The organism is Stenotrophomonas maltophilia, assembly GCF_002799155.1.
Taxonomy (GTDB): Bacteria; Pseudomonadota; Gammaproteobacteria; order Xanthomonadales; family Xanthomonadaceae; genus Stenotrophomonas; species Stenotrophomonas maltophilia_R.
Map to the genome: position 1 here is coordinate 1060787 of NZ_NERD01000002.1, position 26865 is coordinate 1087651.

General features: G+C 67.1%; 24 protein-coding genes and 3 tRNA genes. 23 read left to right on the forward strand and 4 right to left on the reverse strand.

Annotated features, from left to right (window positions below; all coding sequences use genetic code 11):
• Window positions 1-172: 172 nt before the first annotated feature.
• The 8 genes from ppnN to B9Y82_RS05455 all read left to right on the forward strand — a co-directional run bounded on the left by ppnN (window position 173) and on the right by B9Y82_RS05455 (window position 8760).
• On the forward strand, window positions 173-1561 hold the full coding sequence (gene ppnN / locus B9Y82_RS05420; protein ID WP_100471840.1) for a nucleotide 5'-monophosphate nucleosidase PpnN: 1389 nt from the start codon (window positions 173-175) through the stop codon (window positions 1559-1561).
• Between the two features lie 162 nt (window positions 1562-1723).
• Window positions 1724-2239, forward strand: coding sequence for a pilus assembly FimT family protein (locus B9Y82_RS05425; RefSeq protein WP_100471841.1), 516 nt, complete (start codon window positions 1724-1726; stop codon window positions 2237-2239).
• Window positions 2236-2733: a type IV pilus modification protein PilV gene (pilV, locus tag B9Y82_RS05430; RefSeq protein ID WP_100471842.1), complete on the forward strand. Its 498-nt coding sequence runs from the start codon at window positions 2236-2238 to the stop codon at window positions 2731-2733. The genes B9Y82_RS05425 and pilV overlap by 4 nt, the downstream gene beginning before the upstream one ends.
• Before the next feature lie 8 nt (window positions 2734-2741).
• Window positions 2742-3899 carry a PilW family protein gene (locus tag B9Y82_RS05435; protein ID WP_100471843.1) on the forward strand — a complete coding sequence of 386 codons (1158 nt, stop codon included), beginning with the start codon at window positions 2742-2744 and terminating at the stop codon, window positions 3897-3899.
• 5 nt (window positions 3900-3904) lie between these two features.
• Window positions 3905-4426: a pilus assembly PilX family protein gene (locus B9Y82_RS05440; RefSeq protein WP_100471844.1), complete on the forward strand. Its 522-nt coding sequence runs from the start codon at window positions 3905-3907 to the stop codon at window positions 4424-4426.
• A 13-nt stretch (window positions 4427-4439) separates the two neighbouring features.
• Window positions 4440-8204 carry a pilus assembly protein gene (locus tag B9Y82_RS05445; RefSeq protein WP_100471845.1) on the forward strand — a complete coding sequence of 1255 codons (3765 nt, stop codon included), beginning with the start codon at window positions 4440-4442 and terminating at the stop codon, window positions 8202-8204.
• A gap of 24 nt (window positions 8205-8228) precedes the next feature.
• Window positions 8229-8636, forward strand: a complete 408-nt coding sequence (locus tag B9Y82_RS05450; RefSeq protein ID WP_005415966.1) for a type IV pilin protein — start codon at window positions 8229-8231, stop codon at window positions 8634-8636.
• A gap of 47 nt (window positions 8637-8683) precedes the next feature.
• A tRNA-Asn gene (locus B9Y82_RS05455) sits at window positions 8684-8760 on the forward strand.
• Window positions 8761-8812: 52 nt separating this feature from the next.
• Here B9Y82_RS05455 and B9Y82_RS05460 read toward each other — a convergent pair.
• The gene (locus B9Y82_RS05460; RefSeq protein ID WP_100471846.1) at window positions 8813-9358 is read right to left on the reverse strand and encodes a GspH/FimT family pseudopilin; all 546 of its coding nucleotides are present in this window, start codon (window positions 9356-9358) and stop codon (window positions 8813-8815) included.
• A gap of 128 nt (window positions 9359-9486) precedes the next feature.
• Between B9Y82_RS05460 and uvrB the strand changes: the two genes are divergently transcribed.
• The 3 genes from uvrB to B9Y82_RS05475 all read left to right on the forward strand — a co-directional run bounded on the left by uvrB (window position 9487) and on the right by B9Y82_RS05475 (window position 11865).
• The gene (gene uvrB, locus B9Y82_RS05465; protein ID WP_100471847.1) at window positions 9487-11511 is read left to right on the forward strand and encodes an excinuclease ABC subunit UvrB; all 2025 of its coding nucleotides are present in this window, start codon (window positions 9487-9489) and stop codon (window positions 11509-11511) included.
• Between the two features lie 106 nt (window positions 11512-11617).
• Window positions 11618-11692 (forward strand) — tRNA-Val (locus tag B9Y82_RS05470).
• A 98-nt stretch (window positions 11693-11790) separates the two neighbouring features.
• Window positions 11791-11865 (forward strand) — tRNA-Val (locus B9Y82_RS05475).
• 130 nt (window positions 11866-11995) lie between these two features.
• Here the strand turns inward: B9Y82_RS05475 and B9Y82_RS05480 are convergent.
• Window positions 11996-12298, reverse strand: coding sequence for a hypothetical protein (locus B9Y82_RS05480; protein WP_100471848.1), 303 nt, complete (start codon window positions 12296-12298; stop codon window positions 11996-11998).
• 182 nt (window positions 12299-12480) lie between these two features.
• On the opposite strand from B9Y82_RS05480, the gene B9Y82_RS20745 reads away from it, so the two are divergent.
• Window positions 12481-12621 carry a hypothetical protein gene (locus B9Y82_RS20745; protein WP_202908117.1) on the forward strand — a complete coding sequence of 47 codons (141 nt, stop codon included), beginning with the start codon at window positions 12481-12483 and terminating at the stop codon, window positions 12619-12621.
• 101 nt (window positions 12622-12722) lie between these two features.
• Here the strand turns inward: B9Y82_RS20745 and B9Y82_RS05485 are convergent, their stop codons facing one another.
• Both B9Y82_RS05485 and B9Y82_RS05490 read right to left on the reverse strand, forming a co-directional pair.
• Window positions 12723-13007: a hypothetical protein gene (locus B9Y82_RS05485; RefSeq protein WP_100471849.1), complete on the reverse strand. Its 285-nt coding sequence runs from the start codon at window positions 13005-13007 to the stop codon at window positions 12723-12725.
• A 29-nt stretch (window positions 13008-13036) separates the two neighbouring features.
• Entirely contained in the window at window positions 13037-13804 is a 768-nt protein-coding gene (locus B9Y82_RS05490) for a MipA/OmpV family protein (protein ID WP_100471850.1), read from the reverse strand.
• A gap of 145 nt (window positions 13805-13949) precedes the next feature.
• On the opposite strand from B9Y82_RS05490, the gene B9Y82_RS05495 reads away from it, so the two are divergent.
• The 11 genes from B9Y82_RS05495 to uvrC all read left to right on the forward strand — a co-directional run bounded on the left by B9Y82_RS05495 (window position 13950) and on the right by uvrC (window position 26865).
• Window positions 13950-14621 (forward strand): response regulator transcription factor, encoded by a 672-nt coding sequence (locus B9Y82_RS05495; protein WP_100471851.1) that lies wholly within the window; start codon window positions 13950-13952, stop codon window positions 14619-14621.
• Between the two features lies 1 nt (window position 14622).
• Complete coding sequence (locus B9Y82_RS05500; RefSeq protein ID WP_100471852.1) at window positions 14623-15966, forward strand: sensor histidine kinase; 1344 nt, start codon at window positions 14623-14625, stop codon at window positions 15964-15966.
• A 59-nt stretch (window positions 15967-16025) separates the two neighbouring features.
• Window positions 16026-18425 (forward strand): DNA internalization-related competence protein ComEC/Rec2, encoded by a 2400-nt coding sequence (locus B9Y82_RS05505; RefSeq protein WP_100471853.1) that lies wholly within the window; start codon window positions 16026-16028, stop codon window positions 18423-18425.
• Window positions 18426-18428: 3 nt separating this feature from the next.
• The gene (locus tag B9Y82_RS05510) at window positions 18429-19091 is read left to right on the forward strand and encodes a MotA/TolQ/ExbB proton channel family protein (protein WP_100471854.1); all 663 of its coding nucleotides are present in this window, start codon (window positions 18429-18431) and stop codon (window positions 19089-19091) included.
• A 3-nt stretch (window positions 19092-19094) separates the two neighbouring features.
• Window positions 19095-19517 (forward strand): ExbD/TolR family protein, encoded by a 423-nt coding sequence (locus B9Y82_RS05515; protein ID WP_100471855.1) that lies wholly within the window; start codon window positions 19095-19097, stop codon window positions 19515-19517.
• The gene (msbA, locus tag B9Y82_RS05520) at window positions 19514-21262 is read left to right on the forward strand and encodes a lipid A export permease/ATP-binding protein MsbA (protein ID WP_100471856.1); all 1749 of its coding nucleotides are present in this window, start codon (window positions 19514-19516) and stop codon (window positions 21260-21262) included. The genes B9Y82_RS05515 and msbA overlap by 4 nt, the downstream gene beginning before the upstream one ends.
• Window positions 21262-22281, forward strand: a complete 1020-nt coding sequence (gene lpxK / locus B9Y82_RS05525; RefSeq protein ID WP_100471857.1) for a tetraacyldisaccharide 4'-kinase — start codon at window positions 21262-21264, stop codon at window positions 22279-22281. The genes msbA and lpxK overlap by 1 nt, the downstream gene beginning before the upstream one ends.
• A gap of 75 nt (window positions 22282-22356) precedes the next feature.
• A complete protein-coding gene (gene kdsB / locus B9Y82_RS05530) occupies window positions 22357-23130 on the forward strand; it encodes a 3-deoxy-manno-octulosonate cytidylyltransferase (protein WP_100471858.1) in 774 nt (257 codons plus the stop codon).
• Window positions 23127-23615 (forward strand): low molecular weight protein-tyrosine-phosphatase, encoded by a 489-nt coding sequence (locus tag B9Y82_RS05535; RefSeq protein WP_100471859.1) that lies wholly within the window; start codon window positions 23127-23129, stop codon window positions 23613-23615. Before kdsB ends, B9Y82_RS05535 begins: the two co-directional genes overlap by 4 nt.
• Entirely contained in the window at window positions 23612-25024 is a 1413-nt protein-coding gene (locus B9Y82_RS05540; protein ID WP_100471860.1) for a hypothetical protein, read from the forward strand. The genes B9Y82_RS05535 and B9Y82_RS05540 overlap by 4 nt, the downstream gene beginning before the upstream one ends.
• On the forward strand, window positions 25021-26865 hold the full coding sequence (uvrC, locus tag B9Y82_RS05545; RefSeq protein WP_100471861.1) for an excinuclease ABC subunit UvrC: 1845 nt from the start codon (window positions 25021-25023) through the stop codon (window positions 26863-26865). The genes B9Y82_RS05540 and uvrC overlap by 4 nt, the downstream gene beginning before the upstream one ends.

The following is a 26865-nucleotide window of genomic DNA, read 5'->3' on the forward strand; positions in this document are numbered from 1 at the left end:
CACTCTGCATCGGCGTAGCATCTTTGAACGTGCGCGGTGACAACGCCGCCGATGCGGTCCCGGAATGGCGAACGCGGGCAGCACACATCCAACGGTCGGGCTTCCCGGCCGTTTTGCTTTTTAAGGGGGCGGCAGTACAGTCGGAAACCTTGAAGGAAGCGAAAAATTGGATATGACCACGAACGAAAAATCGGCCCGTGCACTGCCGGTGCAGGATGCGCGGATCTATCCGCGCGGTGGGCTGGATGTGCTGTCGCGGGCCGAGGTGGCACGCCTGCGCGATGCCTCCGCGGGCGGCATGCATGAGCTGCTGCGCCGCTGCGCGCTGGCCGTGCTGACCAGCGGCAGCGCCTCGGACGATCCGCGCGCCGCGCGCGATCTCTACCCTGATTTCGACATCCAGGTGGCGCAGCAGGACCGCGGCGTGCGCATCGACCTGGTCAACGCACCGGCGATGGCCTTCGTCGACGGCGAGATCATCCGCGGTGTCGCCGAACTGCTGTTCGCCGTTGTGCGTGACCTGGCCTACATGGCCATCGAGATGGGCCCGGCCTACGCGGCCGAGCTGGAATCGTCCGAGGGCATCACCAACGCGGTATTCGGCCTGCTGCGCAACGCGCGCATCCTCAACCCGGGCGACCCGAACCTGGTGGTGTGCTGGGGCGGACACTCGATCTCGCGCGACGAATACCTGTACACCAAGCAGGTCGGCTACGAGCTGGGCCTGCGCGGCCTGGACATCTGCACCGGCTGCGGCCCGGGTGCGATGAAGGGCCCGATGAAGGGGGCCACCATCGCCCATGCCAAGCAGCGCAAGACGGTCACCCGCTACATCGGCCTGACCGAGCCGGGCATCATCGCCGCCGAGTCGCCGAACCCGATCGTCAACCACCTGGTGATCATGCCGGACATCGAGAAGCGCCTCGAGGCCTTCGTCCGCATCGGCCACGGCATCATCGTGTTCGCCGGTGGCGTCGGTACCGCCGAAGAGATCCTGTACCTGCTGGGCATCCTGCTGCGCGAGGAGAACAAGGACCTGCCGTTCCCGCTGATCCTGACCGGCCCGACCGTGGCGGCGCCGTACTTCGAGCAGATCGACCGCTTCATCCGCCTGACCCTGGGCGACGAGGCCGCCGAGCGCTACGAGATCATCATCGGTGACCCGGTGGCGGTGGCCAGGAAAATGGCCAGCGGCATCAAGCGCGTTCGCGAGCATCGCCTGGCGCAGAAGGATTCGTTCTTCTTCAACTGGTCCATCGAGATCCCGTGGGAGTACCAGCAGCCGTTCGTGCCGACCCATGAAGCGATGGCGGCGCTGGACCTGCACCACGGCCGCGCGCCGCACGCGCTGGCGGCCGACCTGCGCCGGGCGTTCTCGGGCATCGTGGCCGGCAACGTGAAGGAAGACGGCATGCGCCGCATCGAGCAGTTCGGGCCGTTCCAGATCCACGGTGACCCGGACATGATGCAGGCGCTGGATGCGCTGCTGCGCGCGTTCGTCGAGCAGCGCCGGATGAAGATCTCCGGTGAATACCAGCCCTGCTACCAGGTGCTGGCCTGAACCCGGGCCGGCGCGGTGGGGATCGCGCCGGCACCGGCAGGGGAGGGTGGGTCGTCAAGCCTTTGACGCCCGTCGCCCCGGATTGACCGTTCATCCTGCCACCGCTTGCCGGTGGCGGGGCGATGGCCCATCGTGGCCACCAACACGCTGGGGAGCGTCCAAATGTCTTTGCGCCGGCAAAACGGGTTCACGCTGGTTGAACTGATGGTCACGCTGGCCGTCTTCGTGATCCTGGCGTCGATCGCCTATCCGAGTTTCCGCGGGATGATCCGCTCGAACCGGCTGGCGACCGCCAACAATGAACTGATCGCGCTGGCCAACCTGGCCCGCAGCGAAGGCATCCGCAACAGCAGCGGTGGCGGTGTCTGTGGCAGCGCCGATGGCAAGGCCTGTGATGGCGACTGGTCCAAGGGCGTACTGGCCTGGTCGGACCTTGATGGCGACGGCCAGATGGGCAGTAATGACGTCGCGCTGCGGTTTTCGCAGGGCAACCCGCAGCTCAGCGTGGTGGGTCCGCCGGGCGCGGTCATCGCCTTCGACGGGCGCGGCCGGCGCCGGGCGGTTGCTGACCAGACGCTGGTGCTGTCGCCGGATGCGTGCAAGGCCGGTGAATCGAAAAGCACGCTGACGATCAACCAATCCGGCCAGGTCCGGGTGACCAAGGGAACCTGCTCATGAGCCGCCGCAACCTGGCCCGCCCACGCTCTTCGCAGGGCGGCTTCAGCCTGATCGAAGTGATGGTGGCGGTACTGATCCTGGCATTCGGGCTGCTGGGCTTCGCCCTGCTGCAGACCACCAATGTCCGCTTCGTGCAAAGCGCGAACTACCGCACCCAGGCCACCAACCTGGCCAACGACCTGATCGAGCTGATGCGCGCCCAGCGTGCCGACACGCTGGCCGGTGGCGCCTATTCCTCGGCCTCGTTCTCCGCAGGCTCGGTGAAGCCCAGCGGCGCCTGCACCTGGCCGACCGGCGCCGCGGTGACGCCGAAGACGAACGTGGCACGCTGGCAATGCGAGGTTGCGCGGACGCTGGGTGAAAAGGCCAGTGCACAGGTGACCTTCGTGCAGAGTACCGGCCAGGTCACCGTTGCCATCAGCTGGGGTGACCAGCGCTGGGATCCGAAGGATCCCGACAGCCTTACCACCTTCGGCCTGACGACCTTCCTGTGAACGCGCCCATGAGTCCAATTTCGCGAGCCCGAGGCCTGTCGCTGATCGAACTGATGATCGCCATGGTCATCGGCCTGGTCCTGATGCTGGGCGTCACCCAGATCTTCATCGCCTCGCGTGCGGCGTCACGCCTGTCCGAAGGCGCGGCCCGTACCCAGGAGAACGCGCGCTTCGCGCTGGATTTCCTGCAGCATGACCTTCGCATGGCCGGCCACTTTGGCTGCGTCAACGACCAGGCCCACGTGGTCAAGAACACCGGCGATGTCGGCTACCACCTGGGCATCAGCTCGGGCAGTGGCGACCCGCAGGATTTCTCTGTTCCGGTGCAGGGATATGAGGCTGCAGGTACGGCGCCGGGCGCCACGCTGACGCTGGGCCGTGCGTGGAGCGCGGCGCAGTCGGTTCCAAAGAGCATCGCCAACCTCAAGCCGGCACCGTTGCCGGGCAGTGACATCCTGGTGCTGCGCGTGATGAGTCCGGAAGGGGCCGTCGTGACCGGCATATCCGTGGCCGCGGGTGCAACCACCCTGACCGTTTCCAATGAAGGCATGGCCCGACTGAAGGCCAACGCCGCAGGCACGCCGACGGTCTTCGGCGTGGCCGACTGCACCCGTGCCGACGTATTCCCCGCCACCATCACCGGTTCGACCGTGAAGGTCGACAAGGTCGACCTGAGCAACTATTCGATCAACAACGCGATGACCATGCTGTATCGCGCCGATGGCATGGCGTACTACATCGCGACCAATCCCAATGGCGAGCCGGCGCTTTACCGGGCGCGCGCCAATGGCGCCGGCGGCTACGCCGATGGCGAGGAGCTGGTGGAAGGCATCGAGAACATGCAGTTCCTGTACGGCCTGGATGCCACCACGAACATCGCCCTGCCCACGCCGCCGACCGGTCGCATCGTCGACCAGCGCGTGGCCAGTGCGGTCAGCACCGGCACCGATGCCGCCGCCGCAGGGCAGTGGCGGCGCGTGGGCATGGTGCAGGTGGGCCTGCTGGCGCGCAGTCCGCAGCGTGCGTCGGCCGAAGCACCGGGCAGTGCGGCCACCTATCCGGCCATCCTGGGGGTGGGCTTTGCCCCGGCCGATCCTTACGACCAGCGCCATCGTGGCGCCTATGAAGCGTCCGTTGCGCTTCGCAACCGCTTGTTCGGGAACTGACGACCATGCGCACTCATCCTTCCTCCCGACGCCGTCCCTTCGTTGCCCGGGCACGACAGCAGGGTGCCGTTCTCTATGTCGCGCTGATCATGCTGGTGCTGCTGGCCCTGCTGGGGGTGATCGGCATGCAGGTGGCCGGCATGCAGGAGCGCATGGCGGCTGGCTACCGGGCGACCAACATGGCATTCCAGAACGCCGAAGGCGCGGCACGCAGCGCCGAGAACGCGGTGGAGAACATCGCCAACCGGAAGGATGCCGGTAGCAATCCGGCCGTGGTGTCCTCCGACATCAGCCAGCAGTGCGATGACGGCTTCGATCCTTCGGCCTGGGTCGCGAAAACCAAGCTGGGCAGCAAGCCGGCGATCTATGTCCGCGAGATCCAGGGCTGCATCCAGGGGGAGGGTGCGCTGGACATGGGCAAGTCGGTGGAGAAGCCAACGCCGGTCTACCAGATCACGACCTATGCCGGTGATACCACCAGTGATGCGACGTCGCGTGCGGCGATCGATACCGTATTCAAGCTGTGAGGCTGGGGAGCCCATGAACACTCGCAACCGCAGGATCCTGGCAGGCGCAGGCCTTGCTGTCTTGGCCGCTGGCGGCTATCTGGCACATACCCTGTTTGCCGCACAGGCACAGGGCGTGCTGGCGCAGGAGCCGATGAACGTGCAGACACGCGCGACGCCGGCCTTCATCATGGCGGTGGACGATTCGGGTTCGATGAACTTCGAACGCATGTTCCCCGGTGGTGATGGCCGCATGCGCTGGAACAGCAGCACCAGCAGCTTCTTCAACAATGATGGGAGCTTCTTCAGCGTGGGCTCGGCGTGCGCCAACAACTCGCTGGACTGCTACCTGTACCTGTACCCGCACGCGGAGTTCAACAAGGAATATTCACCGGGCCGGGCCATCCCGCCGCTGGATATCTATGGCTTCGCCCGTTCGCATGTCTATAACGCCAGCTACTTCAACCCGGCAGTGACCTATCGGCCGTGGACCAATGCCGATGGCACGCTGTGGCCAAATGCGTCGATCACCCAGACCCGCGCCGATCCACGGTCCGACCAGCGCGGCTACAAGGCCGTGTACAACATGACCGTCAACCGTGCCGAGACGTCGGAGAAGTTCCAGTTCGTCAACGGCATGCGGATTCCCGACCTTTCCGGCAGCGGCAATGAGTACTACGTCGACAGCTGGTGGGATGGCGGGTGGAAGACCGCCGCGGTCAGCAACACCGGCAATACCACGTACTCCATCAGCTATTTCCCGGCGACCTTCTACCTGCCGGCCGCGGCGCCCGCACCGGACGGATACAAGACCGACGACGTCAATCGCCCGGTGATCAGCGGTGCCTGTGGTCCGGGCTGCAATCTGCGTCGTTACCAGATCAAGTCAGGCAACTATTCCAGCCCGGCCGCGTACAACGCCGCGATCCAGAATTTCGCCAACTGGTTCCAGTATCACCGCAACCGCGTGCTGGCCATCGTCGGCTCCTCGACCGCTGCACTGGTGAGCGTGGACACGATGCGCGTGGGCTACTTCACCATCAACAAGCTCAACAACGCGACCATGTATGACATGGTCACCAACCGTGCCGACCTCTACAAGCAGATCTATACGCTGACCGGTAATGGCGGCACGCCGAACCGACGTGCGGTGGAGTACCTGGTCGACCAGTTCCGACGTACCGACGCCGATGCGCCGGTTCAGCTGGCCTGCCAGCGCAACGGCGGCATGCTGTTCACCGATGGCTACACCAACTCCGGCAACACGGCGAACAACGGTTTCGGTGATGCCGACTCGGTGAACTCGACCCATCTGCCGTCCATTCCGTTCGCCGATGGCTACAGCAACACCATCGCCGACATCGCGGCAGCGGCTTATGCCGGCGCCCGCACCCCCTTGCGCACCGGGACCAGCTTCCCGGCCGGGCAGGTGCCGGTCAGTGACAAGTGCAGCACCCTGGACAAGAGCAGTCCGGACTGGAAGCGGTTGGACTGCCAGACCGACCTGCACATGAATTTCTACGGGGTGACCCTGGGCGCGCAGGGCAAGATCTATGGCGTCAACCAGGCAGCTACCGACGATCCCTACAAGAACCCGCCGAACTGGGCTGGCAACGGCAATCCGATAGATGTCGACGACGGTACCGTCATCGATGAACTGTGGCACGCGGCCGTCAACAGCCGTGGCGAGTTCATCAATGCGCAGACGCCGGCCGACGTCACCGAGGCTATGCGCCGGGTGTTGTCTTCGATCACCGGAGGTGCATCGCCGTCGGGAACGATCGGCATCAGCGGTGCACGCATCGGCACGGGCTCACTGGCGGTCACGCCGCGCTATGACATCACCAACAGCGGCACCGACTGGTCGAGTAAACTGACCGCGTCCAGCGTCAAGGTCAACGCCGATCAGGTGGCCGAGCTGACCGAGGTATGGGAAGCCTCCAGCCGCCTGTCCTCGTCCGGCCGTCGCATCATCGCCAACAAGCTGGGTTCGCCGGTGGATTTCAACAGCGCCCGCATCAACCTGCAGGATCTGTGCAGCAAGCCGGACGGCAAGTACGCGTCGATGCTGGTCTGCTCCACCGACAAGCTGACGGCGATCAAGGCCGACCTGGCCAGTGCCATCAACTATCTCAGTGCCGACAGCTCGACCGAGGTCCGCAACGGCGGCAAGTATCGCGACCGGTCCACGCCGCTGGGCGACATCGTCAATTCGGCACCGGTGGTGAGCTCGCCGCTGGACGACTACGGCTACCGCCAGTTGGGCGGTACCTATGCCAAGAGCTACACGGACTACCTGGCCACCAAGGCCAAATCGCAGCGGTACATGGTGTACGTCGGCGCCAACGACGGCATGCTGCATGCCTTCGATGGTGGCATGAAGGCGGATGCCAAGCAGGATGGCACTGGCGGCACGGAGAGCTTCGCCTACATCCCGGCCACCGCGCTGGGCCATATGGCCAACCTGCTGTTCCCCTACAAGTCCGACACGGCTGACCAGACCTTCCGCCATCGCTACTACGTCGATGGTCCGGTAACGGTGGCCGATACCTTCAACGGCACCGCCTGGCAGACCAGCCTGGTGGGTACGACGGGTGCGGGCGGCCGTTCGGTGTTCGCACTGGACGTCACCACGCCGGGCAGCTTCGGCACCGGCAACGTGCTGTGGGAAATCAGCGACATCAACGCGTCGCTGCAGGACGAGGTGCGCAACAACATCGGCTTCGTGCTGGGCAAGCCGGTGATCGTGCCGGTGAAGAGTGGCACCGGCGTGGCCTGGAAGGCGATCTTCGGCAATGGCTACGGCAGCGCAAACGGCAAGGCCGTGTTGTTCGTGGTCGATATGGCCAGCGGCGACATCCGGATGATCGAAGCGGTTGAGGGTACCTCGGGTGCCGGCATCTCCGGGAGCAACGGATTGGGCAATGTGGTCGTGGTCGATCGCTGGACCGGCGCGAGCCAGGATGCGCGCGGCCGCGATGGACTGGCTGACACCGTCTACGCCGCCGATCAGCGCGGCGCCGTGTGGAAGTTCGACCTGACCAGCAGTGCGAACACCACGCTGACCGTACCGATGTTCACCAGCCAGGCGGCCCAGGACTCTTCCAACAAGACCTACCGCCAGCCGATCACCGGTGGCATGACCGCCGCGACCGGGCCCTCGGGTGGCGTGATGCTTTATTTCGGCACCGGCAGCTTCTCGTTCACCAGTGACAAGGATGACAAGGCACAGCAGGCGCTGTACGCCGTGAACGATCTTTCGGGCAAGACGGTGGCCTCGACGGTGACCGCAGCCAACCTCGTTCCCTACACGGCAGCGGCCGCCGCTGCGGGAGCCCAGGAGCGCAAGATCACGGCGGGTACGGCTCCAGCCAATGCACGTGGCTGGATGATCCAGTTGCCTGCCGGTAACGGCGAGCGCGCAGTCGGGAATCCGATCCTGGTCAGTGGCATCGTCTTCATGCCGACATACGTGCCCAACATGCAGTCGGTGGGGTGCTCGACCAGCGGTTCGAACTGGTTGTTCGGGTTGTCGTCGATCAGTGGCCTGCCGATGCTGGAGAACGTGCGCTACGGCTCGCCGACCGGTAGCCAGCCGGGGACCGGAACCGCAGCCATCGCGTTGAAGACCGGAGGAACCGCGCCGGTTCGTGACGTCTCGCTGTCAGTACTGCCGCGTCCGACGGACAAGGCGCCACCCGGAGGGAGTTCCTGCTGGATGGCCGTCGGCGCCGCCGGCAGCCAGTCGCTCTATCTGCCTTACCCGTGCGGTCGCCAGTCCTGGCGCCAGCTCAAGTAACCCCAAGTGCGAGGATCCATGCTCATGCTGCACACTCCCATGCCTCGCCGCGCGGCTGGCTTTACGCTGATCGAGCTGATGATCGTGGTGATCGTCATCGGCATCCTGGCGGCGATCGCCATTCCGTCCTATCAGGAATACGTGCGCCGATCGCATCGCGCCGTGGTGAAGGCGGACCTGGCCGAGTACGCACAGCGTGCCGAGCGCTACCACACCAGCAACAACTCCTACACGGGCTACGCGCTGCCGACCAAGGTGTCGCCCCGTGATGGCGGGACCGCGCGCTACAACCTGGACTACAAGGGGGATGGCACGAGCTTCACCATTACCGCCACCCCGCAGGGCACGCAGGCCAAGGACAGCTGCGGCAAGTTGAGCGTGGACCAGGCCAACCGCAAGACGGCCGACGGTGGAGTTGCCAGCTGCTGGTGAAACAGGTGTTGATCTTCCTGTGATCGACCAGTACAATGCGCCTCCCCGCCCGAATAGCTCAGCCGGTTAGAGCACTTGACTGTTAATCAGGGGGTCGTTGGTTCGAGTCCAACTTCGGGCGCCAGATACTGCAAAAGCCGCGAGAAATCGCGGCTTTTGCTTTTCTGCGCAAGCATTCAGCAGGGTGTATCGCGGTCTACGTGCTCACTTCGGACGCGGCCGCCATTGTTGACGATCAGCGCACCGTGCAGCCGATTGCCCGCGCAGATGCGCAGGCTCAGGTTGGCCCCCGGGCTGCGTCCATCTGCCTGGAAGAACAGTTGGGGGCGCCCGCTGCTGGCCTTGGCAAGGATCGAGATGTCCGGGCGCCCGGTATGGTGGATCAGGATCGCTTCCGGCGACGCCGGTTCCCCGCGCTGGTCGCCGCTGCGGTAGATGATCCAGCCGGCGCTCCAGTCGTCGCCGCAGTGCAGGCCGTCGACGCTGGCGCAGAGGCCGATCAGCTCGCGCCTGCGCAATGCCTCGCTGCGTGCGCCGGACAGGCTGGCGTGCAGGGTCAGTTGCAGTGCATCGGCGCGGTGCCTCAGCAGAAGGGGCCGCAGTGCCGGCCAGGTCGCGGCCAGCAGCACCGCCAGCACGGCGATGACCACCAGCAGTTCGGTCAGGTGCACGCCCCGCGCAGTGCGGGGGCCGTGGGGGCAGGGGGCGTGGGTCGGGTGCATGCATCCAGCCTCCGCGCCCGGCTGGGCAGCCGCCATCGGGATTCTCCGCGGCGGGCTGCCCGGCGACCCCTCAGCCAGCCGTCACCCCTTGCCCCGTATACTCAACCTTCCCGGGAACTGGCAACACCATGAGCGACAGTTTTGAACTTGTCTCGCCGTATTCGCCGGCGGGCGACCAGCCCGATGCCATCGCGAAGCTGACCAGCAACTTCGAGGCCGGCATCGCCAAGCAGACCCTGCTCGGCGTGACTGGCTCGGGCAAGACCTACACCATCGCCAACGTCATCCAGAACGTGCAGAAGCCGACGTTGATCATGGCGCCGAACAAGACGCTGGCGGCGCAGCTGTATGGCGAGTTCAAGGCATTCTTCCCGCACAACGCGGTGGAGTATTTCGTCAGCTACTACGACTACTACCAGCCCGAGGCCTACGTGCCGTCGTCGGACACCTTCATCGAGAAGGACAGTTCGATCAACGAGCACATCGAGCAGATGCGCCTGGCCGCGACCAAGACCTTGCTGTCGCGCCCGGATGCGATCGTGGTGGCGACGGTGTCGGCGATCTATGGCCTGGGTGCACCGGAAGACTACCTGTCACTGCGCCTGATCCTGTCCAAGGGCGAGCGCATCGACCAGCGCGACCTGATCAACCACCTGACCCAGCTGCAGTACACACGCAACGAGTACGAACTGCAGCGCGGTACGTTCCGCGTGCGCGGCGAAGTGATCGACGTGTTCCCGGCCGAGTCGGACAGCGAGGCGCTGCGCCTTGAGCTGTTCGATGGCGAGGTCGAGAAGATCACCCTGTTCGACCCGCTGACCGGCGAGACGCTGCGCAACATGCAACGCTTCACGGTCTACCCGAAGACACACTATGCGACCACGCGCGAGCGCGTGCTGGCGGCGATCGAGACGATCAAGGTGGAGCTGAAGGAGCGGCTGGAGCAGCTGTACGCGCAGAACAAGCTGGTGGAGGCGCAGCGCCTGGCCCAGCGCACCCAGTTCGACCTGGAAATGATGGCTGAGGTCGGCTACTGCAATGGCATCGAGAACTACTCCCGGCACCTGACCGGCAAGAATGCCGGCGAGCCGCCGCCGACCCTGTTCGACTACCTGCCGGCCGATGCGCTGCTGGTGATCGACGAATCGCACGTGACCATTCCGCAGATCGGCGCGATGTTCAAGGGCGACCGTTCGCGCAAGGAAACCCTGGTCGAGTTCGGTTTCCGCCTGCCGTCGGCGCTGGACAACCGCCCGCTGCGCTTCGAGGAGTGGGAGGAGCGCTGCCCGCGCAGCATCTATGTGTCGGCAACGCCAGGGCCGTACGAATACCGCGAGGCCGGCGACGAGATCACCGAGCTGGTGGTGCGCCCGACCGGCCTGATCGACCCGGTGGTGGAGATCCGCCCGGTGGGGACCCAGGTCGACGACCTGATGAGCGAGGCCAACGAACGCATCAAGGCCGGCGACCGCGTGCTGGTCACCACGCTGACCAAGCGCATGGCCGAGAACCTCACCGAGTACCTCACCGAGCATGGTATCCGCGTGCGCTACCTGCACTCGGACGTGGACACGGTCGAGCGCGTGGAAATCATCCGCGACCTGCGCTTGGGCAAGTTCGATGTGCTGGTCGGCATCAACCTCCTGCGCGAAGGCCTGGACATGCCGGAAGTGTCGCTGGTGGCGATCCTCGACGCCGACAAGGAGGGCTTCCTGCGCTCGACCGGCTCGTTGATCCAGACCATCGGCCGCGCCGCCCGCAATGTGCGCGGCAAGGCGATCCTGTACGCGGACAAGGTGACCCGTTCGATGCAGGCGGCGATCGACGAGACCGACCGCCGCCGCGCCAAGCAGGTCGAGTACAACGCAGAACATGGCATCGTGCCGCGCTCGGTGGCGCGCCCGATCGTCGACGTCCTCGAGGGCGCGCGTTCGGATGCGGCGGAGAAGGAGGCGAAGAAGGGCAAGGGCAAGGGCCGGCCCGGCGTTGCCGAGGAAGGGAGCGACTATCGTTTGCTCAGCCCGGCCCAGCTTGCGTCCCGTCTCAAGGCGCTGGAACAGCAGATGTACCAGCATGCCAAGGACCTGGAGTTCGAAGATGCCGCACGCGTGCGTGACCAGATCCGGCAGCTGAAGGAAGCCAGTCTGGGCTGAACGCGGCAGTGCAGCATCATCTTCACAAAAGTGTTGCGCTTCCCCGCCGGCATACGTAATATACGCGGCCTGCACCGACGCAATCGCGGAAATGCAGAAGAAAAACGGGCGGTTAGCTCAGCGGTAGAGCACTACCTTGACATGGTAGGGGTCACAGGTTCGAACCCTGTACCGCCCACCACGAAGTTCTCGGAAGAGGGCTGTCGTGAACTGCAAAGCCCGGCCCTGGCGCCGGGTTTTTACGTAACAAGGCCAGCCTTCGGGTGGCAAGAACATGATGGGCGGTTAGCTCAGCGGTAGAGCACTACCTTGACATGGTAGGGGTCACAGGTTCGAACCCTGTACCGCCCACCACCTGCTCCCGGCATTGCCGGTGAAATGGTGGAAACGATGGAAGCCGGCCACTGGGCCGGCTTTTTTCGTTCCGGGGGGGGCCTCCCTTCTTCCCGCGAGGCCGCATCCCGATCGGTTCAGTGGCGTGAAATCAGCGGGTGATGCTGACCGAACGTTGGATCCGCCAGTGGCCATCGACGCGTTCCCACAGCTGCGCCACACCTGCCCGCACCAGCGCGGCCTGGGGGCGGCCCCTGTGGTCGTCTGGCAGCCGCTGGCAGCCCAATCGAAGTACGCGGTCCTGGCGCAGGTGATAGAGCTGCAGGGGCAGCACGTCATGCGTGTGCTGCGGGGCCTCGGCGCGCAGGATCTGGCTGCGCAGGGCATCGTCGGTGGGTCCGCTGGCGTCGCCGAACAGGCTGGAGAGCAGCAGGATCAGGGCAAGCATCGGCATGGCACGGTGCTCCGGCGGGAAAGTGCATGCAGGCTGGCATGGCCTGCCGGGCACCGCAGCCGGCCTGCGACGAAGGCAGGGATTGCGTCGCCAAAGGCAGGCAGACGCCGATGAAGCCGGGCCGCGCAGGCGTAGACTCGGCGCTACCGCGCAACCGCGCCGACACTGCAAGGAGCTGCCGCATGAGCGATCACGTACCCGAATCCAGGCCCAATCCGTTCCTGGAACGCCTGTTCGGCGGCAACATGCTGGAAGGCACGTTCAAGGCAGTAATCTGGGTCGCAATCCTGTGTGCGCTGCTGGCATGGACCACGCTGCGTTGAGCAACGCCATCGCGCCGGGCTTGCCTGTGCGCAGGCCCTGCCGAGGTAGTGGATACGGGTGCCGCCGCAAGGGGGCGGCGGCGATTTCCATGCGTGTACCGTCAGGCGCTGAAGGTCTGGCGCAGGCTGCGCAGGGTCGCCTGGCGATGTTCCCGGGCGGTCGGTTCGCCCATCTCAAGCTCCTGCAGGCGCAGTCCGACCAGGGTCATCGACAACGCATAGCCGCGTGCGGCGTCTGCAACGCGTGACAGGCCCACTGCACGGCGGGCCAGTGCGTTCACGTGTTCAAGGTCGGGCATCAGCCCCAGATAGACGCGCTCGGCGCTGTCCAGGTCGGGTGCACGCAGGATCGCGTGGGCTTCGGTGACGGGGGAGACGGAGGCCATGGGGGGTCCTTGTCCGTAGGGGTGCGCGCTCAGAACGAGCGCATCAGGGAAACGAAGGCCGACGTCTGCGTGCCACGTCGCGCCATCGGGCTGTCCTTCACTGCATCACCGAACCACTGGTTGGACACCACGCCGGTGGCGCGCCATTTCGTGCCCAGTGGCGTGCTGACCGCGATCTGCAGGCTCGGCGACGTGGTACTGCCTGGGCGGTAAGTGGCAAGGCCAGAGCGCAGTGCTTCTTCGTCGCTGATGCCGTAGTAGTAGTCGAGCAGCCGAGCACTGGAATGCACCACCCCTGCCCGCGGAACCCAGGTGAAGCGGCCCGCCTGGATCGGATAGCTGTAATGCAGGCGCGACTCGATACCACCGCCATGGCCGGTGACTTCCCGCATCACGCTGGCCTCGACCATGCCCCAGTCGGCGCTGTACTCAGCGTTGATGCCCGCCATCGCCGACATCTGACGGCTGTGCAGGCGGCGCAGCTGTGCGTCGTCCACATCGCCGGTCTTGAAGCGCAGCGTGTAGGGCGTGACCGCCGCCGACAGGCGCAGTCCCTGGCCCTTGTAGAGGTACATGCCCAGCGAGCCTGGGCTAGCGAAGAAGCGCTTGCCCTGCCAGGCAACGGCCGGTACCAGCAGCGGTTTGACGTCATAGTGCGCGTATGCACCGGAGGTCGCGCCAGCGCTGATGCCGGCCTGCACGCCAGGGTTCTGCTCGGCTGCGTGGGCGATCAACGGCACGCCGAAAACAGCGGTGAACAGCAGCGGGCGCAGCAGGGGCGGGGACAGCGACGGCATCGATCAGCCACTTTGCAGGAGATGGCTGCGCATGGTGACGGGGCAACATTGTCAGAACATTGCGCCCGCGCGTTCGGCATGCATGGGCGGAAAATCAGGGCGCCAGGCACTATGATCGGCAGCGTTTCCGGTTGACGAGTCCCTGATGCGCATCCTCCTGGTCGAAGACGATCCTGATCTGTCCCGTGCGCTGCAATCGGGCCTGGAGCGGCAGGGCGTGGTCGCCGACGTGGTTGGCAGCCTTGCCGAGGCCGCGCTCGCGTTGCGCGAACCGGTGCACCAGCTGCTGCTGCTCGACCGTCAGCTGCCCGATGGCGATGGCGCCGGATTTGTTGCGATGGCGCGTGCGCTGCGGCCGAACCTGGCGGTGATCATGCTGACCGCCAAGGGCACGCTGTCGGACAAGGTCGAAGGCCTGGACGTCGGTGCCGATGACTATCTGGTCAAGCCCGTGGCGATCGAGGAGCTGATGGCGCGTATCCGTGCCGTATCGCGCAGGCCTTCGGCGATGGTGACGCCCAGCCTGCGGCTGGGGCGGCTCGAGTTCGATTTCGAATCGCTGCAGGCACAGGTGGAGGGCCGGCCACTGGCATTGCCACGACGCCAGGTGCTGGTGCTGCAGGCATTGGCGATGCGGCAGGGGCGCACGGTCACCCGCAGTGCACTGGAGGCGGCGGTGTACGGCTTCGACGATGAGATCCAGTCCAATGCGCTGGATGCGCATATCTCCAAGCTGCGCAAGGCGCTGCAGCAGGCCGGGGCCGGGGTGGAGATCCATGTGATCCGCGGCGTTGGCTACCTGCTGGCGGAGGCCTGAAATGGCCCGTCCGATCCGTTCGATTACCCTTGGCCTGGCCTGGCGCCTGTTCCTGGCGCAGGCCTTCACCGTACTGTTCGCGGTGGTCGCGCTGATCCTGACATGGGGGGACAAGGACTCCTGGGGCATGGACATGTTCGTTGCCGAGGCGGTGGCCAAGGCGGTTCACAGCGAAGGCGGCCGGCTGGTGCTGGACCAGGCGCGCTGGGACACACTCGATGCCGACGCCGGGGGAAACCTCTGGTTTGCCGCGGTGGACGACAAGGGCATGTGGCTGGAGCGCGGCACCATTCCTGCGATCCACGCGCCGCTGCTTGCGCGACTGCCGACCGTAGGTGCCACCGAACTGGGTTCGCTGGTGCCGCCCTACCTGGACGTGGCACGGGTGATGATCCGCAACGAGGATGGGCGCCGCATCACGGTGATGGTCGGTGGCGCACCCAAGGGCGGGCTGCTGGACGGCGCACTGATGGTGCTGCGCCTGATCGGCCTGTGGTTCTTCCTGCCACTGATCGTCGTCACCCTGCTGGTGATGCCGACCGTGATCCACCGGGCGATGCGGGGCGTGCGCCGTTCCGCGCAGCAGGCCAAGGAACTGGACATCGGCCAACCCGGTGCGCGGCTGGATGCGCAGCTGGTTTCAACGGAAGTGGCGCCGCTGGTGGAAGCATTCAACGATGCCATCGACAAGGTGCAGCAGGGCTATGCAGCGCGCGACAAGTTCCTTGCCGACGCGGCGCACGAGCTGCGCGTACCGATCGCCGTGGTGCAGGCGCGCCTGTCGCAGCTGCCGCAGGGGGAGCTGAAATCGCAATTGCTGACCGACGTGGCGCGGCTGGGCAATGTCGCCGAGCATTTGCTTGATCTGCAGCGGCTTGACCGCAACGTGGGTGCATTGCAGCGGCTGGACCTGGCCGTGCTGGTGCGTGAAGCAGCGGCGGACCTGGCGCCATTGGTGGTCGGCGCTGGTTATGGCTTCGAAGTGGATGCGCCGGAAGCGCCGGTGTGGATCCACGGCGACAGCCTGGCACTGGGGCGGGTGATCGCCAACCTGGTACACAACGCAATCGTGCATGGCGGTGGCCGTGGCACCATCTGCGTGCGGCTGGATACGCGCGGGTTGCTGGAAGTCAGCGACCAGGGCGCGGGCATTCCGGTGGGCGACCGTGAGGCGATCTTCGAGCCGTTCCATCGCCTGCGCGCGGCGGGCAGCGGCAGTGGCCTCGGCCTGCACCTGGTGAAGGAAATCGTGCAGCACCACGGTGGCTCGGTCAGTGTCGGCGAGGCCTCGGGAGGCGGCGCGAGCTTCCGGGTCAATTTCCATCGCGGTAGCGTTCGACGCTGACGCAACTGCGGGGCAAGTCCTGATAGGCAACCTGCTGCCGGCGGCGGCAGGCTGGCTTCATGGCCGATCAGCGTTCCCCGTCTCCCTTGCTGGGCAGCGGCTCCGCTGCGGCGCTGACGCTGGGCGCGCTGGCCTGCGTGCAGCTGCCGCTGCTGCCGCCGCTGTGGGTCTGTACGGTGATGTTCGTGCTCGGCAGCGCAGGGTGGGGGCTGCGCTGGCGTGGGCGTCTGCCCGCGGTCTTCCTGTTCGGTGCCGGCTGGACGGCGATGCACGGGCACTGGGCCTTGCAGCACCAGCTGCCGCCGGACCAGCCGGCACGGAATGTGCTGGTCAGTGGCCGGGTCATCGATCTGCCGGATCGCGGGGTCGCGCGCACCCGCTTCCTGCTGCAGGTCAATGAGAGCAGCGAACTGCCATCACTGCGTGGCAAGCGTCTGCAGGTCACCTGGAACGATGCCTGGCATGCCCGCACTGCCACCGGCGCTGAACCTGGGCGGCATCGGGTCCGGGCCGGTGCGCAGTGGCATCTGGCCCTGCGCGTGCGGGCGCCGCGTTCGCGGATCAATCCCGGTGGTTTCGACGGTGAGCGCCATGCGTTGCTGCGTGGCGTGTCCGGCAGCGGGACCGTGCGGGCGCCGGCCAACGCGCGTGAGCTGCAGGCCGCGCATGGCCTGCCAGCATGGCGTGAACGCACCAGTGCCGCCATCGCCGCGCAGGTGGCCCATCCGGCCGCACGCTTCGTGCAGGCGCTGGCACTGGGCGATACGCGTGGCCTGTCCGATACCGATTGGGATCAGCTGCGGGCACTGGGACTGACCCATCTGGTGGCCATTTCCGGGTTCCATGTCGGAGTGGTGGCGGGGCTGGGGGCGCTGCTGTGCCGGGGGCTGTGGTGGCTGTGCCCGCTGCTGGCATGCCGTTGGCCACGTCCGCAGGCGGCGGCCTGCGCCGCGGCCCTGGCCGCAGCAGGCTATGCAGTGCTGGCCGGCGGCGAGTTGCCGACCGTGCGCACGGCGCTGATGATCGGGTTGATCGCATTGGCGCGCAGCGGGCGGCGCCCGCTCGGTGCGATGCAGGGGCTTGCGTTGGCGGCGCTGGCGCTGTTGCTGCCGGCGCCCCTGTCGGTGCTGTCGGCGGGTTTCTGGCTCAGCTTCGGCGGCGTGTTGTGGCTGGTGTGGTGCCTGCCGCAGGGGCGTCCGCGCGGCATCGTCGCCAGCCTGCGCGGGTTCCTGGCCGCACAGGGTGTAGCCAGCGTTGGCTTGGTGCCGCTGGGCATCGCGCTGTTCGGTGGCACCGCCTGGCTGGGGCCGCTGGTGAACCTGCCGGTCATTCCCTGGTGGACCCTGCTGGTGGTTCCGCTGTCGCTGCTCGGTACCGGCCTGCAGGTGCTGTCCGACGGGGCCGGGCGCTGGGTGTGGAGCGCTGCGGCGTGGTTGTTCGAGATCAGCTGGCAGGCCCTGCAGCCACTGGCGGTGCATCCGCAGGCGATGTGGTGGCTGGCCGAGGCGCCGGCCTGGGCCGTGCCGGCGGCGCTGTTGGGCGTGTTCTGGTGGCTGCTGCCGCGCGGCGCCGGGGGCGGGCTGGCCGGCTTGCTGTTGTGCCTGCCACTGCTGTGGCCGTTGCGCGAGCGGCCGGCCGAGGGAGCGCTGGAGCTGCTGGTGCACGACGTCGGCCAGGGTACGGCGGTGTTGCTGCGCACCGCGCGGCATGCGCTCTGGTACGACGTGGGGCCGCCGAGCGGGGACGAGGGCAGCGAGCGGGTCCTGGTTCCAGCACTGCGTGCGCTGGGCCAGGCTCCGCCCGACCGGGTGCTGCTCAGCCACGACGACCTCGATCATGCCGGCAACCTGCCCAGCCTGCGCCTTCAGCTGCCGGGGCTGCCGCTGCTGGCGCCGCCGGGCAGTGCGATCACCGGCGCCCAGCGCTGCCAGCGGGGCCTGCGCTGGCACTGGGACGGGGTCGATTTCCAGGTGCTGCACCCGGATGCGGGCAGCCAGCGGGCCGAGAACGAAGACAGCTGCGTGCTGCGCGTGGCCAGCCCCCATGGCGTGGTCCTGTTGCCCGGGGACATCGGCCGTCCGGCCGAACAGGCGCTGTTGCGGGCGTCTCCGGCGGCGCTGAAGGCGGATGTGGTGCTGGTGCCGCACCATGGCAGCAGCGGCAGCTCCAGCGCGCCCTGGGTGGCGGCGGTGTCTCCACGGCTGGCGCTGGTCTCGGCCGGGCACCAGAATCGCTTCGGCCACCCGCGGCAGGACGTGGTCCGGCGCTGGCAGGCGCAGGGGGCCGAGGTGGTGTCCACCGCAGAGTCCGGTGCGATCCGCGTATGGCTTGGCGCACAAGGGCTGCAGCTGCGTGAACAGCGTATCCATGCATCCCGGTGGTGGGATGCCGCTGGGCGGGCGCGGTCGGCTGCTATCCTATCGCCGATCGAACAAGCGGCCGTTGGGCCGGAGGGTTGAAACGTGTGGGAACTGGTCAAGGCCGGTGGCTGGCCGATGGTGCCGCTGCTGCTGTTGGGCGTACTGGCTTTGGCGATCATCCTGGAGCGTTTCTGGTCCCTGCGGCGAACGGAAGTGCTGCCGCCCGGCCTCGGCCAGGAAGTGCGCAACTGGGCCGCACGCGGCAAGCTTGACCCGGCGCACCTGCAGACCCTGCGGGCCAACTCGCCGTTGGGCGCGCTGCTGGCCGCGGCGCTGGAAGCCCGCAACCGTCCACGCGACCAGATCCGCGAGCGCATCGAAGATACCGGCCGGCACCTGGTGCACCGCATGGAGCGTTTCCTCAACGCACTGGGCACCATTGCCTCGGCTGGCCCGCTGCTGGGCCTGCTGGGCACGGTGATCGGCATGATCCAGATGTTCCTGGGCATCCTCGACCATGGCGTGGGTGACGTGAACCAGCTGGCCGGCGGCATCGGCAAGGCGCTGGTGTGCACCGCCACCGGCATGATCGTGGCCATCCCGGCGCTGATGTTCCATCGCTACTTCAAGGGCCGCATCCACGGCTATGTGGTGGAGATGGAACAGGAAGCCAGCGCCCTGCTGGACACGCTCGACGGTCGCCCGGGGGTGATGAACCCGTCGCCGTCGGCGCGCCCGGCCAGCGCCGCCACGGCGAAGGCCTGATCGATGCGTATCGGCAATGACCGATCCCAGGATGAGCCGCATATCGATCTGGTTCCGTTGATCGATGTCATCCTGGTGCTGATCATCTTCTTCGTGGTCACCACCACCTTCGATGCGCGCTCGACGCTGCAGGTGCAGCTGCCGACCGCCAGCCAGCAGCCCAACAACGAGCCGCCGCGTTCGCTCAGCGTGCTGATCAACGCCGAAGGCCGCTATTTCATCAATGACCAGGAAGTGCTGCGCAACGATGTAGAGTCGGTCAAGCAGACCATCGCCGCCGTTGCCGGCAGTGATCGCAGCCAGCCCGTGCTGCTGCGCGCCGACGCGCGTACTCCCTACCAGGCCGTGGTGACTGCGCAGGATGCGCTCGGTCAGCTCGGGTTCCGTCGTATCGCCATTGCAACTGCGCCAGAGGTGCGTCCATGAGTTCCCATCACGCGCCGGTGTGGCCGATCTACAAACGTCTGCTGGGCTATACCCGCACCTACTGGGTGTTCATGGTGGGCGCGGTCATCGCCATGGTGGTCGAAGCCCTTGCCGGCTATCACTTCACCAAGCTGATGGAGCCGCTGGTCAACGAAGGTTTCGTCGATCCGCAGCCGCGCGCGGCCGTGGTGCTGCCGCTGACCATTCTTGGCCTGTTCCTGATGCGCAGCGTGGCCACCTGGGTCAGCGACTACACGCTGGCCAAGACCGGCCGCAGCGTGGTCCGCGACCTGCGTGAGCAGGTGCTGCAGAAGTACCTGCACCTGCCGTCGTCGCACTTCGATACCGAAGCGACACCGGTGATGGTCAGCCGCCTGAACTTCGATACCGAACAGGTCACCCAGGCCAGTGCCGATGCACTGAAGACCGTGGTGGCTGACACCCTTACCATCGTCGCGATGCTGGCGGTGATGCTGCAGATGAGCGTCAAGGTCACCCTGGCGATGCTGGTGGTGGTGCCGTTGATCGGCGTGATCGTGTCCTACGTCGGCAAGCGCTACCGGCGCATCAGCCGCGGCATCCAGGACGGCATGGGCACGATGGCGCAGACCGCCGAGCAGTCGCTGGCTGCGCAGCAGGAAGTGAAGGTGCATGGCACCCAGCAGCACGAGATCTCGCGCTACTCGCGCCTGGCCAACCGGATGCTGGCGCTGAACATGAAGGTCGAGATCACCCGCGCTGCCGCCTCCAGCGTTGTGCAGTTCCTGGCCGCACTGGCACTGGCGGTGATCGTATGGGTGTCGACCCGCGAAGCACTGGCGGGCCGCCTCAATGCCGGCCAGTTCATGGGCCTGATGACCTCGATGATGGCCATCATTCCCTCGCTGCGCCGCCTGACCAGCGTACAGACCTCGATTTCCCGCGGCGTTTCTGCGGCCGAGCGCCTGTTCGGCATCATCGACATGCCGGTGGAGCGTGACGAGGGCCGGCACCGCGTGCAGCGTGTGCGGGGTGAACTGGCGTTCGACCACGTCATGCTGCGCTACCGCGAAGACAGCGGCATCGCCCTGGACGACATCAGCTTCGTTGCCAGGCCGGGCACGGTGACGGCCATCGTCGGCCGTTCCGGCAGCGGCAAGACCAGCCTGATCCGGCTGGTACCGCGTTTCTACGAGCCCAGCGGCGGTGTCATCACCCTCGATGGCGTGGCCCTGGACGACTACCCGCTGGCCGACCTGCGCCGCCAGGTGGCGATGGTCGGCCAGAAGGTGATGCTGTTCGACGACACCATCGCCGCCAACATCGCCTATGGCATGGACGCGACCGACGAGCAGATCCGTGCGGCGGCCGAAGCCGCCAACGCCTGGGAGTTCATCGCACGCATGCCGCAGCAGCTGCAGACCCCGGTGGGCGAGAACGGCGCGCTGCTGTCCGGTGGCCAGCGCCAGCGCCTGGCGATTGCCCGCGCGATCCTGCGCGACGCTCCGATCCTGATCCTCGACGAAGCCACTGCGGCGCTGGACAACGAATCCGAGCGCCTGGTGCAGGATGCGCTGCAGCGCCTGATGCCGGAACGCACCACGCTGGTCATCGCGCACCGCCTGTCGACCATCGAGCATGCCGACCAGGTGCTGGTGATGGACCATGGCCGCATCGTTGAACGCGGTACCCACAAGGAGCTGCTCGAACTGGGCGGCCTGTACCAGCATCTGCACAGCATGCAGTTCCGCGAAAGGCAGGACTGATGGCCGGCAAGGGTACCCAGACCCCGCCGTACTGGTACGACGGCAGCCCGGTTCCGTGGACGATGCGCCTGCTGGCGCCCCTGTACGCCGGTGTCACCGCACTGCGCCGGCGGGCCTACCGGCATGGCTGGCGCAAGCGCCACTCGCTGCCCGTGCCGGTCATCGTGGTCGGCAACATCACCGCCGGTGGTACCGGCAAAACGCCGCTGACCATCGCCCTGGTCGAGCGGCTTCGCGCGGCTGGCTGGAAGCCGGGCGTAGCCAGCCGCGGTTATGGCCGCGAAGAGGCCGATAAACCGTTGTGGGTGCAGGCCGATACGCCGACTGCCAAGGGCGGTGACGAACCGGTGCTGATTGCCTGGAAGACCGGCGTGCCGGTGCGCGTGGACCGTGACCGCGTCGCCGCCGGCAAGGCGCTGGTCGAGGCCGGCTGCGATGTGATCGTCTGCGACGATGGCCTGCAGCACTACCGGCTGGCCCGCGACATCGAGATTGAAGTGGTCGATGCGCAGCGCCGCTACGGCAATGGCCGGATGATTCCGGCCGGGCCGTTGCGCGAGCCGGTCAGCCGTGCCAGTGAATGCGATTTCCGCGTGGTCAACCTCGGCCAGGCCGATGAGGAAACCGCGACCCAGGCCTGTGGCTTCGGCCAGTGGCCGATGGCGCTGCACATCGACAGTGCACAGCCGCTGGCCGGTGGCCGCGCCCGCCCGCTGGCGTACTTCAAGGGCCAGCGCGTGCATGCAGTGGCCGGTATTGCCCATCCCCAGCGCTTCTTCGACATGTTGCGCGCGCGTGGGATCGGCGTGGTGCCGCACGCATTCGCCGACCACCAGGCCTACCAGCCGCAGGACCTGTCCTTCGGTAGCCAGTTGCCGGTATTGATGACCGAGAAGGACGCGGTGAAATGCCGTGCGTTCGGCAACGACTGGCACTACGCGGTTCCGCTGCGCGCCGAGCTGCCTGCGGCGTTCTGGGTGGCGCTGACCGATCGCCTGGACAAGCTGCGACCGAACTGAGTGGCGCGGTGGCGCTTGCATTCACGCGACGCTGGCCGCATTCCCGTTGTAACGAGCCTGCCGAGTACCGCCCGCATGACTGAATTCGTCGTCGCCATCCCCGCCCGCTATGCCGCCTCGCGGTTGCCGGGCAAGCCATTGCGCCCGCTGGGCGGCGAGCCGCTGGTGCTGCATGTGGCGCGCCGCGCGCTGCAGGCCGGTGCCCGCGAGGTCTGGGTGGCAACCGACGATCAGCGCATTGCCGATGCGCTGTCCGGGCTGGCCGAGGTGAAGGTGGCAATGACAGCGACCACGCACGCCTCCGGCACTGATCGGCTGGCCGAGTGCGCGCGCACCGCCGGCTGGGCCGATGACACGGTGGTGGTCAACCTGCAGGGCGACGAACCGTTCGCGCCGGCGGCCGGCATCCGCGCGGTGGCCGACGCACTGGTCGGTGGCAATGCGCCGATGTCGACCCTCGCCACGACCGTCGAGGACGCGCATACCCTGTTCGACCCGAACGTGGTGAAACTGGTGCGCAACGTGCGCAACGAGGCGATGTACTTCAGCCGCGCGCCGATCGCCTGGCACCGCGACGGTTTCGCACGCAGCCGAGACGCGCTGCCTGAAGGCCATGCCTGGCTGCGCCACATCGGCATCTACGGCTATCGTGCCGGCTTCCTGCAGCAGTTCGCGGCGATGCCGCCGGGCCAGCTGGAGCAGGTCGAATCGCTGGAGCAGCTGCGTGTGCTGGAAGCGGGCTACCCGATCAGCGTAGCGATCTCGCCCGAGCCGTTCCCGCCGGGCATCGACACGCCCGAGGACCTGGAGCGCGCCGAGGGGCTGCTGCAGGCGATGGCGGCGCGATGAGGCTGCTGGTCGTCTGCCTCGGTAACATCTGCCGTTCGCCGATGGCCGAAGGAGCGCTGCGCGCACGCCTGGATGCCTCGCCGCTGGCCGGGCAGGTGCAGGTTGATTCGGCTGGCACCGGCGACTGGCACGTGGGCGAGCCGCCGGACCGCCGCGCGGTCGCCTGCGCGGCCGGACACGGCGTGGACATCGGCAGCCTGCGCGCACGCCAGCTGCAGGCCGTGGATTTCGACCGTTTCGACTGGATCCTGTGCGCCGACGAGGCCAACCTGCGTGATGCCGGTCGCCTGGCGTCGGCGGCCCAGCGTGAACGGCTGGCGTTGTACCTGCCCTGGTCGGGCGGGCAGGGGCGGGTAGCGATCCCTGATCCCTACACCGGCGGCAGCGATCATTTCGAACAGGTCTGGTCGCTGGTCGACGATGCTGCAAAACGTGCGGTGGCACGACTGTTGCATGACGCCGACTCCGGCATAATCGGGTCATGAACGTCCAGCCCGTCCCGGACCTGCCCGAGTTCGCCACCTGGCTCAATGCCACCCCCTGTACCCTGACCGAACTGCGCGGCCGGCCGGTCGCGCTGCTGTTCGTCAATGCGGCCTCCGCCTGGAGTGCGCAACGCCTGGCCGAGTTCGGCCAGTGGCTGTCGCGCCACCCTGGCAAGCTGCAGCCGCTGGTGCTGCAGGTGCCGCGCTTCGATTTCGAGCGCGACGCCGGTGCCGCACTGAAGCTGTTGCGCCGCCAGGGCCTGGCCATGCCCGTGCTGCTCGATGCCGACTGGGATGGCTGGCGCCGCTTCGGCGTTACCGCCTGGCCGACCATGGTGCTGCTGGATGCGCAGGGCCGCGAACAGCAGCGGCTGGTCGGGCAGGGCGCACCCGGTGAACTGGAGCGCGCCTTGAATGCGCTGTGCCAAGGGGGCCCTTCGGCGCCGCCGCGCGGCGGCAGCGAACTGCATCCGGAGCCCCGACAGGCCCTGCGCTTCCCGCTGGGGCTGGCGGTCAGTACCGAGCGCCTGTACATCGCCGACAGTGGCCATCACCGCATCCTCGAATGCAGCCATGGTGGCCGCATCCTGCGCCAGTTCGGCCTCGGCACCGCTGATTTCATGGACGGCAACCTGGCCGAAGCGGCGTTCCACCGCCCGCAGGCGCTGGTGCTGGAACGCGATTCGCTGTACGTCGCCGACACCGGCAACCACGCCGTGCGCCGTATCAACCTGTTGACCGGCATCGTCGACACGCTGTGTGGCAACGGGCGCCCAGGTGCGCCAGTGGAAGGCCCGGTGGCGCAGGCGCGGCAGGTCTCGCTGGACCATCCGGTCGGACTGGCCATCGCCGACAACCAGCTGCACATCGCGATGGCCGGCGACAACCGCATCTGGAGTTACCACCTGGGCCAGCGCAGCCTGCAATGGCGCGCCGGCAGCGGCTCCATCGACGAGCGGGATGGCAGTGGCCATCTGGCCGCCTTTGCGCAGCCGACCGCGCTGGCCGTGGTGCAGCAGGTGCTGTACGTCGCCGATGCGTTGGGGTCCTCGATCCGCGCGCTGCAACTGCGCGGCGACCTGGTACAGACGCTGGTCGGGCAGGGGCCCTGGCGCTTCGGCAGTGAAGACGGCCCGCGCGCGCAGGCCAGCCTGCAGTTCCCGCAGGCAATCGCATTGAGCGCGGACGCTCCGCTGTTGTGGATTGCCGATACCGGCAACGGTCGCCTGCGCACGCTGCGTCTGGGCGGCGGTGAATTGACCACCCAGTCGCTGCCGCGCCGCCTGCATGGCCCGGCCGGCCTGGCGGTGGGCGCCGGTGCGGTGTGGATTGCCGAGACCGACGCCCATGCCGTGCTGCGATTCGACCCCGACAGCGGCGTGCTCAGCGAAGTCCCGATCAGCGAATGACCGACGTTCCAGCCCCGGCCTTCGACGGCAAGGCCTTCGCGGCACAGCTCAGTACCGCCCCCGGCGTGTATCGCATGTATGCGGCCGACGACACCCTGTTGTACGTGGGCAAGGCGCGCGCGCTGCGCAACCGTGTCGGAAGCTACTTCAACGGCAGCCCGAAGAATGCGCGGATCATGTCGATGATCTCGCAGATCACGCGCATGGATGTGACCGTGACGCGCTCGGAAGCCGAGGCGTTGCTGCTGGAAAACCAGCTGATCAAATCGTTGTCGCCCCGATACAACGTCTCGTTGCGCGATGACAAGACCTACCCGCATGTGCTGCTGACCCGCGAGGACTGGCCGCGCATCGCGCTGCATCGCGGCCCGCGGGCCATTCCTGGCCGCTACTTCGGGCCGTATCCCGGCGTTACCGCCGTGCGCGAAACGCTGAACCTGATGCACAAGCTGTTCAAGCTGCGCAGCTGCGAGGACAGCGTGTTCCGCAACCGTTCGCGGCCGTGCCTGCAGTACCAGATCGGCCGTTGCAGCGCACCCTGCGTGGAGCTGGTGCCGGCGCCGGACTATGCCGAATCGGTGCGCCGCGCCGCACTGTTCCTTGAAGGCAAGAGCGACGAGCTGACACGTGAGCTGGGCGAGCAGATGCAGGCCGCCAGCGAGGCGCTGGAGTTCGAGCAGGCTGCGCGCCTGCGGGATCTGATCTCCTCGTTGCGCAGCATGCAGACCCGCCAGTACGTGGACGGCCGCGCCGCCGACCTGGACGTGCTGGCGGTGGCCATGCAGGGCTCGCAGGCCTGCGTGCTGCTGCTGGCGTTCCGCGATGGCCGCAACCTCGGCACCCGCCCGTTCTTCCCCCGCACCAATGGCGAGGAGAGCCCGGAAGAAGTGCTGGCCGCCTTCGTCTCCCAGTACTACGTCGAATTCGAGCCGCCGCGCGAGATCCTGTTGGATCGCGAGATTCCCGATGCCGATCTGCTGGTCGCCGCGCTGTCGGCCTCGGCCGAGCGCAAGGTGCAGCTGAAGTGGAATGTGCGCGGCGAGCGCGCTGGCTATGTGGAACTGGCCAGCCGCAACGCGCAGCTGACCCTGGCCACCGAACTCAACAGCCGCAATGCGCAGCACGCGCGCAGCGATGCGCTTCGCGACATGCTGGGCCTGGCCGAGCCGGTCAAGCGGGTCGAGTGCTTCGACATCAGCCATACGCTGGGCGAGGCCACCGTGGCATCGTGCGTGGTGTTCGACGCCGCAGGCCCGGTGCGCGCGCAGTACCGCCGCTTCAACATCAGCGGCATCGAGCCGGGCGACGACTACGCCGCCATGCGCCAGGCCATCGACCGCCGTTTCCGCCGCGCGGTGGAAGAGCAGGGCGTGCTGCCGGACGTGCTGCTGATCGATGGCGGCGCGGGCCAGCTGGCGCAGGCGCAGGCCGCGCTGTCCGACCTGGGCGTGGAAGGCGTGCTGCTGGTGGGCGTGGCCAAGGGCGTGGAGCGCCGCGCCGGCCATGAAGCGCTGGTGATGCCCGATGGCCGCGAGCTGCGCCCGGGCGCGGCCAATCCGGCGCTGCAGTTCATCCAGCAGGTGCGCGACGAGGCGCACCGCTTCGCCATCACCGGCCACCGCGGCCGCCGCCAGAAGGCGCGGATGACCAGCAAGCTGGAGGACATTCCAGGAATTGGGCCGCGTCGCCGCGCCAGCCTGCTCAAGCATTTCGGCGGCCTGGTCGGCCTGAAAGCGGCTGGTGAAGCGGAAATCGCCAAGGTGGAAGGCATCAATGACGCCCTCGCGGCACGTATCTACGCTAACCTGCACGGGTTGGCCACGCCTGATGCGGCCGAGTAG

Excerpts from the sequence above, each read along its gene's own strand:
- ppnN (WP_100471840.1), top strand. The coding sequence starts at position 173 with ATGACCACGAACGAAAAATCGGCCCGTGCACTGCCGGTGCAGGATGCG.
- B9Y82_RS05425 (WP_100471841.1), top strand. The coding sequence starts at position 1,724 with ATGTCTTTGCGCCGGCAAAACGGGTTCACGCTGGTTGAACTGATGGTC.
- pilV (WP_100471842.1), top strand. The coding sequence starts at position 2,236 with ATGAGCCGCCGCAACCTGGCCCGCCCACGCTCTTCGCAGGGCGGCTTC.
- B9Y82_RS05435 (WP_100471843.1), top strand. The coding sequence starts at position 2,742 with ATGAGTCCAATTTCGCGAGCCCGAGGCCTGTCGCTGATCGAACTGATG.
- B9Y82_RS05440 (WP_100471844.1), top strand. The coding sequence starts at position 3,905 with ATGCGCACTCATCCTTCCTCCCGACGCCGTCCCTTCGTTGCCCGGGCA.
- B9Y82_RS05445 (WP_100471845.1), top strand. The coding sequence starts at position 4,440 with ATGAACACTCGCAACCGCAGGATCCTGGCAGGCGCAGGCCTTGCTGTC.
- B9Y82_RS05450 (WP_005415966.1), top strand. The coding sequence starts at position 8,229 with ATGCTGCACACTCCCATGCCTCGCCGCGCGGCTGGCTTTACGCTGATC.
- B9Y82_RS05460 (WP_100471846.1), bottom strand. The coding sequence starts at position 9,358 with ATGCACCCGACCCACGCCCCCTGCCCCCACGGCCCCCGCACTGCGCGG.
- uvrB (WP_100471847.1), top strand. The coding sequence starts at position 9,487 with ATGAGCGACAGTTTTGAACTTGTCTCGCCGTATTCGCCGGCGGGCGAC.
- B9Y82_RS05480 (WP_100471848.1), bottom strand. The coding sequence starts at position 12,298 with ATGCCGATGCTTGCCCTGATCCTGCTGCTCTCCAGCCTGTTCGGCGAC.
- B9Y82_RS20745 (WP_202908117.1), top strand. The coding sequence starts at position 12,481 with ATGAGCGATCACGTACCCGAATCCAGGCCCAATCCGTTCCTGGAACGC.
- B9Y82_RS05485 (WP_100471849.1), bottom strand. The coding sequence starts at position 13,007 with ATGGCCTCCGTCTCCCCCGTCACCGAAGCCCACGCGATCCTGCGTGCA.
- B9Y82_RS05490 (WP_100471850.1), bottom strand. The coding sequence starts at position 13,804 with ATGCCGTCGCTGTCCCCGCCCCTGCTGCGCCCGCTGCTGTTCACCGCT.
- B9Y82_RS05495 (WP_100471851.1), top strand. The coding sequence starts at position 13,950 with ATGCGCATCCTCCTGGTCGAAGACGATCCTGATCTGTCCCGTGCGCTG.
- B9Y82_RS05500 (WP_100471852.1), top strand. The coding sequence starts at position 14,623 with ATGGCCCGTCCGATCCGTTCGATTACCCTTGGCCTGGCCTGGCGCCTG.
- B9Y82_RS05505 (WP_100471853.1), top strand. The coding sequence starts at position 16,026 with ATGGCCGATCAGCGTTCCCCGTCTCCCTTGCTGGGCAGCGGCTCCGCT.
- B9Y82_RS05515 (WP_100471855.1), top strand. The coding sequence starts at position 19,095 with ATGCGTATCGGCAATGACCGATCCCAGGATGAGCCGCATATCGATCTG.
- msbA (WP_100471856.1), top strand. The coding sequence starts at position 19,514 with ATGAGTTCCCATCACGCGCCGGTGTGGCCGATCTACAAACGTCTGCTG.
- lpxK (WP_100471857.1), top strand. The coding sequence starts at position 21,262 with ATGGCCGGCAAGGGTACCCAGACCCCGCCGTACTGGTACGACGGCAGC.
- kdsB (WP_100471858.1), top strand. The coding sequence starts at position 22,357 with ATGACTGAATTCGTCGTCGCCATCCCCGCCCGCTATGCCGCCTCGCGG.
- B9Y82_RS05535 (WP_100471859.1), top strand. The coding sequence starts at position 23,127 with ATGAGGCTGCTGGTCGTCTGCCTCGGTAACATCTGCCGTTCGCCGATG.
- B9Y82_RS05540 (WP_100471860.1), top strand. The coding sequence starts at position 23,612 with ATGAACGTCCAGCCCGTCCCGGACCTGCCCGAGTTCGCCACCTGGCTC.
- uvrC (WP_100471861.1), top strand. The coding sequence starts at position 25,021 with ATGACCGACGTTCCAGCCCCGGCCTTCGACGGCAAGGCCTTCGCGGCA.